13 protein-coding genes and 2 tRNA genes are annotated in these 16,440 nt (G+C 70.2%); 3 read left to right on the forward strand and 12 right to left on the reverse strand.

The window, feature by feature from the left end; all coding sequences use genetic code 11:
* Positions 1–73: 73 nt before the first annotated feature.
* On the forward strand, positions 74–1,342 hold the full coding sequence (locus M2352_RS04615; RefSeq protein ID WP_264663328.1) for a sensor histidine kinase: 1,269 nt from the start codon (positions 74–76) through the stop codon (positions 1,340–1,342).
* A 22-nt stretch (positions 1,343–1,364) separates the two neighbouring features.
* Here M2352_RS04615 and M2352_RS04620 read toward each other — a convergent pair whose 3' ends face one another.
* Together M2352_RS04620 and gpt are read right to left on the reverse strand one after the other, a co-directional pair.
* Positions 1,365–3,050, reverse strand: a complete 1,686-nt coding sequence (locus M2352_RS04620) for a hypothetical protein (protein WP_264663329.1) — start codon at positions 3,048–3,050, stop codon at positions 1,365–1,367.
* 123 nt (positions 3,051–3,173) lie between these two features.
* Entirely contained in the window at positions 3,174–3,668 is a 495-nt protein-coding gene (gene gpt / locus M2352_RS04625; protein ID WP_264663330.1) for a xanthine phosphoribosyltransferase, read from the reverse strand.
* A gap of 220 nt (positions 3,669–3,888) precedes the next feature.
* Here gpt and M2352_RS04630 point away from each other — a divergent pair.
* A tRNA-Arg gene (locus M2352_RS04630) sits at positions 3,889–3,965 on the forward strand.
* A 518-nt stretch (positions 3,966–4,483) separates the two neighbouring features.
* On the opposite strand, the gene M2352_RS04635 is transcribed toward M2352_RS04630, so the two are convergent.
* The 9 genes from M2352_RS04635 to M2352_RS04675 all read right to left on the reverse strand — a co-directional run bounded on the left by M2352_RS04635 (position 4,484) and on the right by M2352_RS04675 (position 12,909).
* Entirely contained in the window at positions 4,484–4,726 is a 243-nt protein-coding gene (locus M2352_RS04635; protein ID WP_264663331.1) for an AbrB/MazE/SpoVT family DNA-binding domain-containing protein, read from the reverse strand.
* Positions 4,727–4,935: 209 nt separating this feature from the next.
* Entirely contained in the window at positions 4,936–5,898 is a 963-nt protein-coding gene (gene ppk2 / locus M2352_RS04640; RefSeq protein WP_264663332.1) for a polyphosphate kinase 2, read from the reverse strand.
* A 149-nt stretch (positions 5,899–6,047) separates the two neighbouring features.
* Positions 6,048–7,301 carry a PQQ-dependent sugar dehydrogenase gene (locus M2352_RS04645; RefSeq protein WP_264663333.1) on the reverse strand — a complete coding sequence of 418 codons (1,254 nt, stop codon included), beginning with the start codon at positions 7,299–7,301 and terminating at the stop codon, positions 6,048–6,050.
* Between the two features lie 156 nt (positions 7,302–7,457).
* Positions 7,458–7,534 (reverse strand) — tRNA-Arg (locus M2352_RS04650).
* Positions 7,535–7,624: 90 nt separating this feature from the next.
* Positions 7,625–9,268, reverse strand: coding sequence for a S41 family peptidase (locus tag M2352_RS04655; RefSeq protein WP_264663334.1), 1,644 nt, complete (start codon positions 9,266–9,268; stop codon positions 7,625–7,627).
* A gap of 180 nt (positions 9,269–9,448) precedes the next feature.
* A complete protein-coding gene (rnr, locus tag M2352_RS04660) occupies positions 9,449–11,719 on the reverse strand; it encodes a ribonuclease R (RefSeq protein WP_264663335.1) in 2,271 nt (756 codons plus the stop codon).
* An 88-nt stretch (positions 11,720–11,807) separates the two neighbouring features.
* A complete protein-coding gene (locus M2352_RS04665) occupies positions 11,808–12,224 on the reverse strand; it encodes a GFA family protein (protein WP_264663336.1) in 417 nt (138 codons plus the stop codon).
* Positions 12,217–12,681, reverse strand: coding sequence for a GFA family protein (locus M2352_RS04670; protein WP_264663337.1), 465 nt, complete (start codon positions 12,679–12,681; stop codon positions 12,217–12,219). The genes M2352_RS04665 and M2352_RS04670 overlap by 8 nt, the downstream gene beginning before the upstream one ends.
* A 3-nt stretch (positions 12,682–12,684) precedes the next feature.
* Positions 12,685–12,909, reverse strand: coding sequence for a DUF1127 domain-containing protein (locus tag M2352_RS04675; protein WP_264663338.1), 225 nt, complete (start codon positions 12,907–12,909; stop codon positions 12,685–12,687).
* A gap of 155 nt (positions 12,910–13,064) precedes the next feature.
* On the opposite strand from M2352_RS04675, the gene M2352_RS04680 reads away from it, so the two are divergent.
* Entirely contained in the window at positions 13,065–14,003 is a 939-nt protein-coding gene (locus M2352_RS04680; RefSeq protein WP_264663339.1) for a transcriptional regulator GcvA, read from the forward strand.
* A gap of 10 nt (positions 14,004–14,013) precedes the next feature.
* On the opposite strand, the gene M2352_RS04685 is transcribed toward M2352_RS04680, so the two are convergent.
* Positions 14,014–16,089: a methyl-accepting chemotaxis protein gene (locus tag M2352_RS04685; RefSeq protein ID WP_264663340.1), complete on the reverse strand. Its 2,076-nt coding sequence runs from the start codon at positions 16,087–16,089 to the stop codon at positions 14,014–14,016.
* Positions 16,090–16,440: the final 351 nt, after the last annotated feature.

The raw sequence follows: 16,440 nt of genomic DNA on the forward strand, positions 1-16,440 counted from the left end.
TGGTTGACGTTGCAACACATCAGGCCGGTGCCGTGCGGCTTGAGGGGCTGGTTTCCAGCAAGGGGCGGAACCCGTGACGCTGCAGGAGCCGTTGGAGTGCGCGATGGGCGGCGGTGACAGTGCCGCTCCCCAGGGGGGGGCGTCTCCCGTCGCGCGGCTGGCCCGGCCCGAACCGCCCGTCTCGCCCGAGATGTGGGGCATGGACGTCTTCGCCCGCTTCGAATCCGACCCCGCCCTGCCCGCCGTCGCGGTGACCGAGGGGGGGCGGATCGTCGGGCTGGTGGAGCGCGCCGCCCTGACCGCCACCTTCGCCAAGCCGCTGATGTCCGACCTGTACGGCCGCCGCCCGGTGCGTCTGGTGATGGACCCCGCCCCGCTGCTGGTGGAGGCCGCATCCACCCTGGCCGAGGTGGGGCTGCGCATCGCGTCGGAAAAGCCCGCGGCCATGGCCGGCGGCTTCATCGTCGTGCGCAACGGTGCCTATGTCGGCGTGGCCTCGGCCATCGACCTGATGACCGCCACGGTGGAGGAGACCGAGCTGCGCTCCCGCCAGTTGGAGGAGGCGCGGTTCCAGGCGGAAAAGGCCAACCGGGCCAAGACCGCCTTTCTCGCCAACATGAGCCACGAGATCCGCACGCCCCTGAACGCCATGATGGGGTTCGCCGACCTGCTGCACCAGGAGGTGCTGGGGCCGCTGGGCAACGATCTCTACCGCGACTATGCCGGTGACATCGTGGCCAGCGGGCGGCACCTGATGGACCTGATCAACGACCTGCTGGACCTGTCCAAGGCCGATGCGGACCGGTTGGAGCTGTTCGAATCCACGGTGGACGTGCACCGCGCCGCCCTGGTCTGCACCCGGCTGCTCAGCGAGCGGGCCATGCGCGCCAACGTCACCGTGCGCTGCGCCGTGCCTCCCGGCATTCCCGCCCTGCAGGCCGACGAACGCAAGCTGCGGCAGATGCTGCTGAACCTGCTGTCGAACGCCGTGAAGTTCACCCCCACCGGCGGCACCATCACGCTGGACGGGGCGGTGGACGCCGGCGGCGCGCTGGTGCTGTGGTGCCGCGACACCGGGATCGGCATGACCCCCGCCGACATGGAAAAGGCGCTGGAGCCGTGGGGGCAGGTGGACAGCGCGCTGGCCCGCACCCACATCGGCACCGGCCTCGGCCTGCCCCTGACCAAGGCGCTGGTGGAGGCCCACGGCGGGGCGCTGGTGATGGACAGCGCGCCGGGCCAAGGCTCGGTCATCAGCCTGCGCTTCCCGCCCGAACGGGTGCTGGCCCCGGTGCAGGACGCCGATTCGGCCCCGGTGCGCTGGACGGGGGACGGGGCCTGACATCCCGTTTCCCCCGGCGGTCTCAGAACGCCTTGCGCTTCGGCCCCTCCTGGGTGCGCTGTTCCAGCAATTCGACGAGCTGCATCAGGTCTTCGCTCTTCCAATAGCGGGAGCGGCCCAGTTCGGTGCGGGCGGTTTCCAGGAAATCCGCGGTCAGCATCTCTTCTTCCGGGTCCATGGCGGCACCGCTCTGGATGCGGTGGGTGATCAGCCGCACCATGCTCTGGCTGGTCGGGCCGATCCAGGCCGTCACCCGCTGGCCGAAGATGCCGCACAGCCGGTTGATGCGCAGCACGTGCGCCATGCGGCCGTCGAGCGGATCCTCCGCCCCGATCTTCATGGCGCGGTTCAACTGGGCCTGCATTTCCTCCAGGAAATGCTCGCGCCATTGGCCCATCTCCAGGGTGGAGCGGGAAAAGCGCTGGGCCATGGCTTCGAACGACGCCATGAAGTTCAGAAGCCATACCGTCTCGTCGCCGTCGGTGGGAAAGGACCGCCGGGCGCCCGCGGCCACCGCCGCCCGTTCCAGCGCCACCTCGGCCACCTTGCCGGTCACCGCCTTGTCCAGCGCGCTCCAGGCCAGGGAAAAGGCGGGCTCGGTGTGGCGGTTTTCCAGCAGGGTGCCGGCCTGGGCCGCCTCCATGATGGTTTCCACCCGCTGGCGCAGGGCGTCGATCTGCGCCATCTCCCGCGGCTTGGGCCGGATGGGGGAGCCGGGCAGGCGCTCCTGCAGCGCCAGAACCCGCCCCAGCACCGCCGCCAGCGCCCGGCAGGCGCCGACGAAGTGGGCGGTGAGGGCCGCGGCCACCGGGGCGCCCTGGGGGGTGGGGATGCCCTGGTCGGTGACGTAGAGCGACGCCGCGCCGTAAAGCTGCCGGCGGTGCATGGCCAGCAGCGGCAACAGGTGGGCCACCCCCTGCGCGCCCTCGGCGCTCAGGGCGGCCACGTCCTCGGCCAGCGCATCGGCGGTTTCCTGCCAGCCGCCGGTGCCGCCGCGGGTGGGCAGATGGTCCAGCCGTTCCAGCACCAGCGCCAGCGGGTGGTCGCCCGCGGCCAGCACATCCCGCGCCAGGCGCAGGGTTTCGGGATCGAAGGCGGGCGGGCGTTCCACCGCCGCGTCGGTCAGGGCCTGGCGCCGCAGCCGGCTGCGCGACAGGGCGGCCAGGAAGGCCGACGCCGCTTTCGGGCTGGCGTGAACGCCGTCCAGATGGCGCAGGGACGCCTCGCGCATGCGGGCGCGCAGGCCGTCGGCCAGGGGGGAGCGCATCACCCGGTCCAGCGGCTCGTCGCGGGCGGCCTCGTCCAGGGATTCCTGCGCCTCCACCGCCAGCAGGGGGAAGGCGTCGCGGCTCAAGACCTCCCACAGGGCGCCGGCGTCGGCGCGCTGGATCATGCCCGGCACCGGCAGCCCGGCGTGATAGAGCACCGGGTCGTCGATCAGCACCGCGTCGAACAGGGTGGTGAACAGGCGCCGTGCCCGCTGGATCCGCTGGCGGTTGAGATGGTCCACCACGAACCGCCGCACCAGCCGCAGCCGGGCCGGCGGCTGCCCGGCCATATCCTCGATCTCGCTGAGCAGGCTGTAGACCAGGGTGGGGGGGAGCCGGGCCACCAGATCGTTGATCTTGGCCCGGATATCCGCATCGCCCGCGCCCGGCTCGTGTCCGGCGGGGGGGCTGTCGGGTGGGGGCGGGGACCGTTGCGGCATGGAAACCCTGGTCGGTGAGCACCGGAAAAAGGCCGGCCCCCTTCCTTTGCGCCGGAAAGGGTTAAGGCCGCGGTAATGCCCCAGCCTATCACACCCGCCCCCGTGCCGGGTGGACGGTTCGTCTTACTTGTCCCCGCGGGTGCGGCTGACGATGGGCTGGGCGTATTGCAGCTCGATGTCCCAGGGGAACTGGATCCAGGTGTCCTGGCTGACCTCGGTGATGAAGGTGTCCACCAGCGGGCGGCCGGCGGGTTTGGCATAGACGGTGGCGAAATGGGCCTTGGGCAGCATCTTGCGCACGATGATGGCGGTCTTCCCGGTATCGACCAGATCGTCGATGATCAGCCAGCCTTCGCCGTCGCCGCCCTCGGTGCCCTTCAGCACCATGGATTCGCGCTGGTTCATGTGGTCGTAGGTGGACACGCAGATCGTGTCGATCAGCCGGATTTCCAGCTCGCGGGCGATGATGGCCGCCGGCACCAGCCCGCCGCGGGTCACGGCCACGATGCCCTTCCACGGTCCCTGATCGACCAGACGCCACGACAGGGCCTTGGCGTTGCGGTGCAGTTCGTCCCACGAAACGGGGAAGTGACGGGTGTACGACGCGGGATCGGCCATGGCCTGCCCTTTCCTAATAAGGCGTGTTGCTAAGAAGGGGATGTGAGGATGGGGCGCCTTATAGCCCACGCCAACGTATAGGGCAATGGGCGGGCATTCCTTTGTCGCATGCCTGTCATGCCCGTTTCCGGCCGGGAAGATGCGGCAAAGCCCTTGCGTATCTCCGGCGCTCTGGCTAAAAACCGCGCCACCCCGGCGGCGACGCCGGTGGTTCGGAGAAGCGCCCGTAGCTCAGCTGGATAGAGCATCAGACTACGAATCTGAGGGCCGGAGGTTCGAATCCTTCCGGGCGCGCCATCCTCCCCGATAAAAAGCAGGAACATGGAAGCGGGCGGCCGGTTGGCCGCCTTTGTCGTTTCCGGGTTTCCTTCGGTATCCCCCCGCGCGCTATCGGCTCCGGGACCGGCCTGCACGAGGACCGGCCCGCGCCCCTCCCGCCAGAACGGGGCGTCGTACCGAGGCTTGCCGATCTCGACGATCGGGCCGGACACGGTGACCTTCTGGCCCAGTTCCTCGAGCGTCGTCTGCCCGCGCGGCGGGCTGGGGAGGTTCAGCGTCATTGGCCGGCACAACGGGCGCGGCCTGCCGTGGCGTGGGAGCTTCTCCATCCCGATGGCTGCCCGGTGGGAATCATGAGGGAGATGCCGGCGTTCCCCCCAGGAGCATCACGGCATCCGTTCCAGCCCGATCCGCCAACGTCCGGTCGAAGGTGACCAACCGGGCTGCCTTGGCCTTCCCGGCTTCGAACAGGATCACCCCGTCGGCGAAATCACCCCCGGCCTCCAGCAACCGAAGCCCAGCCTCCGCCGCGACCCTCACCGCTCACCCGGTTTTTCGATGGCGGCCTGCATCTCTTCCAGGGATATCGGCTTTTGACCGGGGCGCCGCAGAACGCCGCGGAGGCCAGCCAAACCGGGCCGGGCGCCGGCGGGGCGCAATTCGGCCCGGCCATCGGGCAGCAACTCGACATCGACGCGCTCGCCCGGCTTGATGCCAAGATGGTCGAGCACGGCCTGCCGCAGCGTGATCTGGCCCTTGGAGGTCACCGTCAGCTCCACTCTCATGGCGTTGCCTTGCAGTAAGGATTGATCGGCCTTACTTCAAGGTGATGCCGTGTGGGATGGGGAGCCGCCAGCCCCCACCCTCGGGTCGATGACCCTCTCAGGCCCCTTCCATCCCCTCTTGGGTATGATAAGGGTCGGCCTGTCCGGCATCGCCGCGGGGACGGCGTCCACCCCCACGCGATGCCGGAACACGGCAGGCAGCCTCAATAGACCTCCGGCACCCAGTTCTGCTTGGACTTCTTGGGCCGGGTATAGCCGTCGTCGTTCTGCCGCGGCGGCAGTTCCAGTTCCACCGGGGCGATGTCCTGATAGGGGATCTGCTGAAGCAGGTGGCGGATGCAGTTCAGCCGTGCCTTCTTCTTGTTGTCGGCATCGACGATGTACCAGGGCGTCAGCTTCTTGTCGGTGTGCTCCAGCATGGCATCCTTGGCCTTGGAGTACTCGACCCAGTGCTTGCGGGATTCCAGGTCCATCGGGCTGAGCTTCCAGCGCTTGATGGGGTTGCGCATCCGCTCGGTGAAGCGCTTTTCCTGTTCCTCGTCGCTGACCGAGAACCAGTATTTGATCAGGATGATGCCGGACCGGACCAGCATCTCTTCGAACAGCGGGCAGGCGCGCAGGAACTCGTGATATTCCTCGTCGGTGCAGAAGCCCATGACATGCTCGACCCCGGCGCGGTTGTACCAACTGCGGTCGAACAGCACGATTTCACCCTTGGCGGGAAGCTGGGAAACGTAGCGCTGGAAGTACCATTGCCCGCGTTCCTTCTCGGTCGGGGTGCCGAGCGCCACGATCCGGCACACGCGGGGGTTCAGGCTTTCGGTGATGCGCTTGATCACCCCGCCCTTGCCGGCGGCGTCGCGGCCCTCGAACAGCACGCAGACCTTCAGCCCGTTGACCCGGACCCATTCCTGCAGCTTGATCAGTTCGAACTGCAGCCGGGCCAGCTCGTCGATGTATTTGACCTTCTTGCCGTCCTTGGGCCGCTTGGCGCCGTTGCCGACGGCGCTCCAATGATCCTCGATGGCGGCGGCCTCCCGGGCGTCGCGCAGGATCTCGCCGCCGGTGACCGGCGCGCCGAGCCCGAGGTCTTTCAGTTTCGGCGCCTTCTTCTTTTTCTTCGGCTTGTCGTGTGCCTCGGCTCCGGCCGTCTTGACCTCGCTCATCGCAGCATCCTTTGCGTGTCGTTTCCCCAACCGTCCGACGCTAGGGGAAGCCGGCGCCTCAGGCAACCGCCCGTGCGGGCGGTCTCCGCGACGAAGTGACCGGGGTGGCCGGCGAAGCCTTGCAAGGTCGGTTCAAGCGTTCGCCGGCATCATCCCTCCTTGCCGGCCCAGGCCACGCGCCACACGGCGCCGAAGCTGTCGGCGATCAGCAGGCTGCCGTCGCCGGCCGCCGCCACGCCCGCCGGGCGGCCCCACACGCGGGGACGCTGGCGCGCCGGGGTGGACAGGTGGAAGCCGGCGGCGAACACCTCGTACCCGCCGGTGGGTTTGCCGTTCTCGAAGGGGACGAAGGCCACGTGGTATCCCGTGCCGCTGGACCGGTTCCACGACCCGTGCATGCCGACGAACGCCCCCTGGCGGTAGCGCTCGGGAAAGCGCAGGCCCTGGCCGAAGGTCAGGCCGATGGGGGCGGAGTGCGCCTCGAACAGCACGTCGGGGGGGATGGTGGCCTTGACCTTGGCGGGGGCCTTGTCGGCGAACCGCGGCTGCGGGTGGGGGCCGAGATAGGCGTAGGGCCAGCCGTAGAATCCCCCGTCGCGCACCCGCGTCAGGTAATCGGGCACCAGCCGGTCGCCCAGCCCGTCGCGTTCGTTGACCACGGTGTAGAGGTCGCCGGTGCCGGGCCGGACGGCGATGCCCACCGGGTTGCGCAGGCCCGCGGCGAACACCCGCCCGCCGCTGCCGTCGCTGTTGAACCGCAGGACCGTGGCCCGCGGCTCCGGCTCCACGCCGATGTTGCCGCGCGACCCCACGCCCACATACAGGAAACGCCCGTCGGGGGAGATGGCGAGCGAACGGGTGGAGTGTCCCTCCGCCGGTCCCAGCGCACCCGGTGGGGTCACCCGCTGCCGTTCGCCCGTGGTCCGGTCCGCGCCCGGCGTCCAGGGCAGCCGCCAGATCCCCTCCACATCCCCCACCCACACGGCATCGCCGTGAAAGGCCAGACCGAAGGGCCGGTTGAAATCCACCGCCCACACCGACCGGTCGTCGGCCTGCCCGTCGCCGTCGCGGTCCACCAGCCGGGTCAGCGTGCCCGGACGCTGCTGCGCCACCAGAACGCTGCCGTCGGGCAGGGGCAGCAGGTTGCGCGCGTTGTCCACCGCGTCGGCGAACAGGGTGGCGGTGAAGCCCGGCGGCACCGCCAGCGGCATGCCGGCGGGCCGGTCCACCCGCTGCGGCGGGTTGGACGCGGCGGGTTCGTCATAGGGTTTGGGCAGATCCTGGAACCGCACATGCAGCTTCGTGCCCACGGGATGCCCGGCGGTCTGCGCCCACGCCGGTGGGGCAAGCACCGCCGCCAGAGCCAGCGCTGCGGGGATGATCCAGGGCGAGGATCGGTGCAAGACGGGTGATTTCACAGGACAAGCCCCCAGTCTGTTGCCAACCGCGTCGTCGGCACATGGGAAGCCGGGAAGGGGATGCCAAGGGGAAACCCGAAAGGGTGCGGGCATGAAAAAATCCGGCCAGGGCCGGATTGCAGCCCCCGGAAGGGGGGAGGATGGCGCGCCCGGAAGGATTCGAACCTCCGGCCCTCAGATTCGTAGTCTGATGCTCTATCCAGCTGAGCTACGGGCGCTTCATCGTATGGTCCGCCGCACGCTGTGTGGCGGGAGCCGTCTTGTAGCGGAACCGTGGGGGCGGTGCAAGCCTTTTCGTCATCGTTCCGTCACCCGCGCTCCGCCACCGTCGTGCCGCTGGTCTGCACCGCGCGGCGGTAGAGGTCGGGGTGGGTCAGCAGACGGCGGGCCACGCTCTCGTCCTGGGACGATTCATGCTCGCGCCACGGGCACACGGCGCGCAGGCGGGCCAGCGTGTCCTCGTCCTCGGCCGCACGGGTGCGCAGGGCGGCGTTCTGCACCGTGACCGTCGTGCCGTTGCGGTTCAGCTCGTCCAGCGGGTCGGCGCCGTCCAGGCTGGTGCAGATCACCGGCAGCACCCCCTGACGGTGCAGGGTGTAGCCGGCGGGCGTGACGATGCGGCTCCAGGTCAGGAACAGCTCGCCGTCGTTGGGCAGGCGGCTGACCGTCTGGACGCTGCCCTTGCCGTAGGTGGTCGCCCCCACCACCACCCCGCGCCCGCTGTCCTGCAGCGCCGCCGCCACGATCTCGGCGGAGGAGGCGGAGCGGCTGTCCACCAGCACGGCCAGCGGCAGCCCCTCGGCCACGTCCTCGGGCGTGGCGTCGAAACGCTGATGGCTGTCGGGGTGGCGCCCCTCGGTGGTCAGGATGCGGCCGTGGGTCATGAACAGGTCGGCCACCGCCACCGCCTGGTCCAGCAGCCCGCCGGGGTTGCCGCGCAGGTCGAGGATGATCCCCCGCAGCCCCGACGTGCCGCGGGCCAGCAGCAACGATTCGCGCAGGTTCGCCGTGGTGGCGGCGTTGAACCGGTCCACCTTCAGCACCGCGATGCCCTCGGCCACCGTCAGGGTGACCGTGTTGGGCACCATGCGCTCGCGCTTCAGCGGCAGGAACCGGGGCAGGGTGCCGTCCTTGCCCACCGTCAGCACCACGATGGACCCGCTGGGGCCGCGCAGCAGGTCGCGGATGGCCGATTCGTCCAGCGGCCCCGCCGGGGCGCCGTCGATGGCCACCAGAATGTCGCCCGGCTGGATGCCGGCACGGAACGCCGGGGTGCGGGGCAGCACGTCGCCCACCAGATAGCGGTCGCCCATGCGCGTCAGGGTCAGGCCGATGCCGCCGTACCCGTCGCGCTGGGCGCGTTCGCGGGTGGCGCGCTGGGCGCCGGTGTAGCGGGAAAAGCTGTCGAGGCCGCCGGTCACCCCGTCCAGCACCGCCTGATAGAGGCGTTCCGCCGGTGCGCTGCGCAGGGCCGTGGAGCGGACACGTACGGCGGCGATGGCCCGCGCGGTCAGAGCCGCCCAGCCCACGGCGTCGGTGGTGGGGGGCAGGGCGTACTCCCCGGCCAGCGATCCCGACACGTACACCCGCAGGATGGGGCCGGTCCGTTCCACCGACACCGCCGGGTCGATGGTGCGCAGGCCCCGCAGCCCGTCCACCCCCAGCCGGCCCAGGTCCACGGGCGTGAAATAAGCCTCCACCAGCCGGGAATAAGCCACCCCGAACACCTGTTCGTTGACGATGGTGGTCTGGGGGGGCGCCGGCTGGGCCGGGGCGGTGTGGGGGGCCGTCTGGGACGCCGCGGTGCTGGAGTGGGTGTCGCGGGCCTGGGCGCCGGAAAACGCCGTCATCAGGGCAAGGGCGTACACCCCCGCACGGAGCGGGGCCGCCCATCGGCGCCCGCCCATGCCGAGCACCGCTTTCCGGCTGCGAATCAGCGAAACGGCCCTCATTCCACCCTACCCGATGCGCTCACGCCCGGCCATGCCCGCGGCCCGTCGGCGGGATCTCTCAAAACGGGGTGGAACCGCGATTGCTGCCCAACCGAAACGGTTTTCCCCCGGCGGCTCTAGACATAGCATCACCGGGGCTGTGCCCGGTGGGACAATCTGCGTCTTTTTTTCGCTTGTTGTCTATTTCCCACGCAATGTTGCTTTTCTGCCTCTGTGCTTGTCCTTGCGGCTTTTCTTGGTTTCACCACGCCCGCCGACGGGGGCGTTGCCGGATTGCCACGGTATGTCGGCCCCCTCGGGCGCGTCCAGGCGGAACAGGGTGCTGCCGGTCAGCGGATCGGCCTCGGCCACCGTCACGGCCACCGCGGCCCCCAGGCGATAGACGCGGCCATGGCGCTCGCCCACCAGCGCGTGTTCGTGCTCGCGGTGCTCGTAGCGGTCGTCGGGCAGGGTGCTGGCCGGCACCAGCCCGTCGGCCCCGCTCTCGCTCAGCCGTATGAACAGGCCGAAGCGCGTCACCCCGGTGATGCGGCCCGACAGACGTACACCCACCCGTTCCGACAGGTACGCCGCGGCGTAGCGGTCCAGCGCGTCCCGCTCGGCGGCGGCGGAGCGGCGCTCGGTCACGGACACATGCTCGCCCGTGACCTCCAGCCCCGCCATCTCCTCGTCGCCCAGGCCCCCCGGTCCCAGCCCGTGGGCGCGGATCAGCGCCCGGTGGACCACCAGATCGGCATAGCGGCGGATGGGAGAGGTGAAATGGGCGTAGCGTTTCAGTGCCAACCCGAAATGACCCAGGTTCTCCGGGCTGTAGACCGCTTGCGCCTGGGCGCGCAGGATCACCTCGCTCACCAGTTCCGCTTCCGGGCGGCCGTGGGCGCGGGCCAGGATGCCGGTGAACAGCGACGGCGCCACCTCCGCGGTGCGCGGCAGGGTGTAGCCGATGCCGCCCAGGAATTCCCGCAGCGACTCCATCTTGTCCAGCGACGGGCGGTCGTGCACGCGGTAGAGCGGCGGCACCCCCGCCTGTTCCAGGCTTTCCGCCGCGGCCACGTTGGCGGCGATCATGAATTCCTCGATCAGCCGGTGGCTGTCCAGCCGGATGCGCGGGGCGATGGCGGCGATGCGCCCGTCCTCCCCCAGCCGCACCAGCCGTTCGGGCAAGTCCAGGTCCAGCGTGCCCCGCCGCCCCCGCGCCGCCCACAGGCAGGCGAAGGCGCCGTAAAGAGGGGCCAGCACCGGTTCCAGCAGCGGCCCCGTGGTGTCGTCGGGCACGCCGTCGCGGGCCGCCTGCACCTGTTCATAGGTCAGGCGGGCGGCGGAGCGCATCAATCCGCGCACGAAACGATGCCGGATCAGCCGGCCCTTGGCGTCGATCCACATCTCCGCCGCCAGGCACCCGCGATCCTCGCCGGGGACCAGGGAGCACAGGCCGTTGGACAGCGCCTCGGGCAGCATGGGCACCACCCGGTCGGGGAAATAGGTGGAGTTGCCGCGCTCGAATGCTGCCCGGTCCAGCGGGTCGCCGGGGCGGACGTAATAGGCGACGTCGGCGATGGCCACCAGCAGGTGCCAGCCGCCGGGGTTGGCAGGGTCCGCATCGGCCTCCGCCCACACGGCGTCGTCGTAATCGCGGGCGTCGGCGCCGTCGATGGTGACCAGCGGCACAGGCCGCAGGTCGGCGCGGGTGCCCAGCCCCGGCACCTTGGCGCGGGCGGCCAGGGCCTCCGCCGCCGGGGGGAAGGCCGTGGGAATGCCGTTGGCGTGGATGGCGATCAGGCTGGCCGACCGCGGTTCGGCGGTGGGGCCGATCACGTCGGCGACGCGCGCCTGCGTCATTCCCTGGCGGGCGGCGGGCAGGATGTCGGCCAGCACCAGATCGCCGTCCTGCGCATCGCCGGTGTTGAGCGGCAGCACCGCCATCTCGCCCTTGGCCCGGCGGTCGGTGGGGATCAGGCGCCCGCCGTCGGCGGTGCGGCGGAACACCGCCAGCACCCGGCCCGCGGCCCCGTCGATGCGGCGGATCAGGCGCGCCTCGTACAGCCCGTCGGTGACGCGGCTCAGCTTGCACAGCGCCCGGTCGCCGGGGGACAGCGCCGGGTGCCCCTTCGCCTCCCCGGTCAGGACGATGCGGGGCGGCGGGACATCGGTGTCCCAGGTCAGGGGCCGGGCCATCACCTCGCCGTCGGTGTCGATGCCGGTGACCTCCAGCACGCCGACGGCGGGCAGGGCGTCGGGCGGGGCCACCCGCTTGCCGCGCCCGCGCTCCACGGCGCCGTCGGCCTCCAGCTCCTTCAGCAGGTCTTTCAGCCATTCCCGCCCGGCGGAGCCGCTGAGACGGAAGGCACGGGCGATCTCCCGCTTGCCCACCGGGGTGGTGCTGGAGCGGATGAAGGACAACACCGCTTCCCGCGAGGGGAAAGCGGCGGACGGCGCGGTCGGTTTGGTCACGGGCGGGGAGGGGCGTCACGAAGATGAGGATCGACAGAAGATGGCGGCCCGCGGCGCCGATGCCAACCCATTCGTGAGGATGGGGCGGTTATGGCGGCTCCGGCGCGGACTGGGGGAACTGCTCCGCCCCGTCGGTGATGGCGTAATAGTCGGGTTTGCTCGCGGTGTGGATGTGGCGCACGGTGGTCAGGTCGGTGGGCTGGTCCAGCGCCCCCGCCGCCACGTCCATCAGCGGCCCGCCGTCGCCGCGCCAGAACAGCGACGACCCGCAGCGCCCGCAAAAGCCCCGCTCCGCCCCCGGCGACGAGCGGTACCACGTCAGCGTCCCGTCACCGTCCATCACCACCGCGGCGCGGGGCACGGTGATGTAGGCACCGGTGTGACCGTGGAACCGCCGGCATTGGGAACAGTGGCAGTCCACCACGCCGAGCGGCCGCTCGGTGACGGTGAAGCGCACCGCCCCGCACAGGCAGCCGCCGGGAAGGATGGCCGGGGCGTCACTCATCGATCGGCACTCCCGAGGCGTTGGCGGGATCGGTGCTGCGCAGGCGCGGCAGGCCGTCGTCGCCGATGTCGTAATAGTCGCCCTTGAACTCCACCCAGATATGGCGGTCGGCGTGCAGGCCGGTGGGGGCGTCCAGGCTGCCGGCGGTCACGTCGAACCGCGGCTCGCTGACGGGATCCCAGAACAGGGCGGTGCCGCAGCGGGTGCAGAACCCCCGCCGCGCCCGCTCCGACGAGGCGTACCAGCCCAGCGACTCGGTGCCGGTGATGGTGATGGCCGCGCGCGGGAAGGTGGTGTAGGCGCCCACGTGGGAATGCAGCCGCCGGCACTGCCCGCAATGGCAGAAGGAGATGGCCGAGGGTCGGGTGGCGATGGAATAGCGCACGGCGCCGCACAGGCACCCGCCCGTCCAGACGCGGTTCGGTTCGGCGGCGGTGTGCGGTGCGGTGTCGCTCATGGCTCACCCTTTCCAGAACGGCTTGGTGGCTTCGTGGTCGGCGTCGGCGCGGGACAGGCCGATGTCGCTCAGGATGTGGTCGGGCAGCGCTTCCAGCGCCAACCGCTGCCGGCGGCGTTCGTTCCACGCCCCCAGCGTGTCCATCATCCGGGTCAACAGCGCCAGCGGGGTCGGGCGCGTGCCGGCGGGGCGGGCGGTGGTGGTCCGGGTGTGGGAAAGATCGCTCATGGCCGCTGTCTCCCAGGGCTTGTGATCGGAATGTTTTTGGTTGTGATTGATGAGGGGATGGTGAGCCACCCGGTCCTTGCGCGCAAACGACGAATTCTCATAGAATCCATTAGGAAAACTAATCGACAGCAACCACGGGGACGGGGCCGCCCGCCATGAGCCGGAACCTGCCGCCGCTGAACGCGCTGCGCGCCTTCGACGCGGCGGCGCGCCACCTGTCCTTCACCCGCGCCGCCGCCGAACTGAACGTGACCCAGGCCGCCGTCAGCCACCAGATCAAGGGGCTGGAGGAGTGGCTGGGCACGCCGCTGTTCCGCCGGGTCAACCGCGCGCTGCTGCTGACCGAGGCGGGGCAGGCCTATGTGGTGCCGGTGCGCGAGGCGCTGGGCCTGATCGCCGACGCCACCGCCCGGCTGTTCCGCCAGGACGACGGCGGGGTGCTGACGGTCAGCACCATGCCGTCGTTCGCGTCCAAATGGCTGGTGATGCGGCTGGGGCGGTTCCAGGCGGCCAACCCGGATCTGGAGGTGCGGCTGCACACCTCGTCCCAGCTTGTGGATTTCACCGGGCGCAACGCCGATGTGGACGTGGGTGTGCGGCTCGGCCCCGGCCAATGGCCGGGGGTCGTTGCCGAGCGGCTGATGACCGAGGACGTGTTCCCCGTCTGCACGCCGTCCTTGCGCGACGGGCCGAAGCCGATCCGCACGCCCGCCGACCTGCTGCATCACACGCTGCTGCACGACGATTACATGATCACCTGGAGCACATGGTTCGCCGCCGCCGTGGCCGGGGGCGCCATGGCGGCGGCGGCGGTGCCGCCGGGGACCGAGGTGGACCGCGGCCCGCGCTACACCGACTCGGCCCTGCTGCTGCAGGCGGCCATGGGCGGGCAGGGGGTGGCGCTGGCCCGGCGGGTGCTGGTGGCCGACGATCTGGCCGCCGGGCGGCTGGTGCGGCTGTTCGACGTGTCCCTGCCGGGGGAATACGCCTATTACGTGGTGATGGCCCCCCACAGCCGCACCCGGGCCAAGGTGCGGCTGTTCCGCGACTGGCTGTTCGCCGAGGCGGCGGCGGACGCGGCGGCCGGCGGCTGAGGCAAAAGCCTCACGCCGTTTCCAGCGTCTTCAGGCGTTCGATGTCGTGGCGGATGGCGGCCACCCGCTCCGCCTGATCGCGCAGGCTGGACAGGCTGCGGGTCACGTCGGCGGACGCGCTGTCGGCGTCGTGCATCACCTGCGCCACCTCCGCCAGCATGCCCGCCACCTCGCCCGCCGCCTGATCCATGCGGCTGCCGGTGTCGTCCAGCTTGCGGCCCACGTCGCTGACGCAGCGCACCACCTCGCCGATGGCGCGGCGGGTGTTGTCCAGGGTGTTCTTGGTGTCGTTGGCCAGCTTGCGCACCTCCGCCGCCACCACGGCGAAGCCCTTGCCGGCTTCGCCCGCGCGGGCCGCCTCGATGGTGGCGTTCAGCGCCAGCAGGTTGGTCTGCCCGGCGATGCCGTCGATCACGCCCAGCACGTTTTCGATGCTGCGCACCACCTCGGTCAGCGAGCGGAAGTCGCGCATCAGCTCGTCCTTGCGCTCCGCGTGGCCGTCGAAGGAATGGGCGTGCTGCTGCAGGCTCTGCTGGATGGCGGCCAGCGACTGGGCCAGCCGCTGCTGGAACGCCGCCGTCTCCCCCACGTCGCCCGACATGCCGGCAAAGGCGGTGGCGTAGCTCATCAGGTGCTCGGCCACCCCGCGGCGCATGCGGTTCAGCTCGGTCATGCGGTTCAGCGCGCAGGCGGTGAAGCTGTTGCGGAAGGCGGCGTAGTGGATGGGGAAGCGGTCGGTGAAATCGTCAACGAAGCTTTCCCCCGGCGCCACCCGGAAGAACAGCAGCGCCGACAGGGTCTGGTTGATGTTGACGCCCAGAAGCTCGCCGAAGGTGGAAAAGCCGGCCATGGCCATGCCGTCGAACACCCGCAGGCCCCCAAGCTGGTCCTGGTTGTTCAGCCGGCGCAGGATGCAGTCGTTGAGGATGCCGCCCACCGGCTGCGGCTTGCCGCGCATGAAGGCGGCGAAGTCGTCGGTGGTCTGACGCACGAAATCGGTGGGATCCACCAGCCGCAGATCCTCCCCCGGCGCGATGTCGCAATAGAACGACACGTCGCCCGTCCCGTCGTTCACCCCGGCGACCGAGCGGACGAACATTTCCCCGTCGATGTCGATGGCGAAGGAGGATTTGCCCATGCGCGCCGTCACCTCGTCCGGGCGGCAGCGGTAATGGGCGGCCAGCGCGTCGATGAAGCGCACCGTCTCCATGGTCTTGGGATCGATGACGCTGCGCACGGTGCGCCGTTCGGGGTTGGCCTCGATCACCGTGAAGACGGTGGCGGTGGGGCGGAAGTTCTGCGACTTGAACACGCCGTAGCGCACGCCGGGCGCCAGCTTCAGGAACGCCACGACGGCCACGTTCTGGTGCACCCGCCCGCCGTCCGACAGCCAGGTGTCCTTGAAATCGAACGTGCCGCCCGCCGACCCGCCGATGAACAGGCAGGGGAAGCGGCGCGACTGGTACACCGCTTCCATGAAATAGCTTTCCGACGCCGACAGCCCGTCGATGAAGGTCAGCGCCACCGTGTCGCGGGCGTCGATGGCAAAGGGGGGCTGGGCGCGCTCCAGCTCCGCCGCGATGGCCGCCACCCGTTCGGCCCGCGGGGTCACCGGGCCGGGGCGGCGCAGGTCGGCGTTGTGCAGCGGGATCACCCGCAGGTCGATGGCGGAGAACAGCGATGCGTCGAACGCCTGAAGCACCACATCGTCCCAGCGGGTGCCGGTGGGGCGGTACAGCCCGCCGGTGCCCCCGCCCCCGCCCGCGCACAGCTCGCCCGCGGTGGACACCACCAGAACCTTGGTCGCGGGGGGAAGCGCCCGGCGCACGTCCTGGGCGGCGGCGGCGAAATCCACATGCGGCGACACGAATCCCACCACCAGGGCCGGCGGCTGTCCGCCCGCGGCCAGCTCCGCCGCGGCACGGGCCACCCCGGCGGCGGTGGTCACCGCGGTGCGGATGGCGGCGGCACCGGCCGGACCCGGCCCGGCCTCCAGGGCCGGCCCGGTTTCCGGGACCGCGGCGTGAGCCGTGGCCATGATGCCGTCGGACGGGGGCCGCGTGCGGAACATGTCGAGAAAAGCCATCGTCGATCCCCCCTTCATCCCGCCACGGTTCAGCCCGTGCGGTGTTGATTCATGTTCGGGAGCAGCATCACGGCAGTGGTTTGTTGTCTATACAATTAAACAAAAGTATTATAGCAAAGAACACCCTTTGCCGCATAGATCTGAAATCTTGCGAACTCTAAGGAAGCCGCCGGTATCCGGCTTTTGCCGGCATGATGTGGGTGCGCAATTATACATTGGCCGGCCTTTTCCAGCAAAGCCGAAGGTAGGGGGGTGCCGTCCGGGAAAGGCTCGTGCGGCAATTTTAACTGGTGCCGGAAAAGTTCGCTTTGGCAGTAAGGGTGGGGAAACGGTACTCTGACGCCGCTGTTT

Origin of the sequence: Azospirillum fermentarium (assembly GCF_025961205.1) — a bacterium.
In the GTDB taxonomy this organism is placed as follows: Bacteria; Pseudomonadota; Alphaproteobacteria; order Azospirillales; family Azospirillaceae; genus Azospirillum; species Azospirillum fermentarium.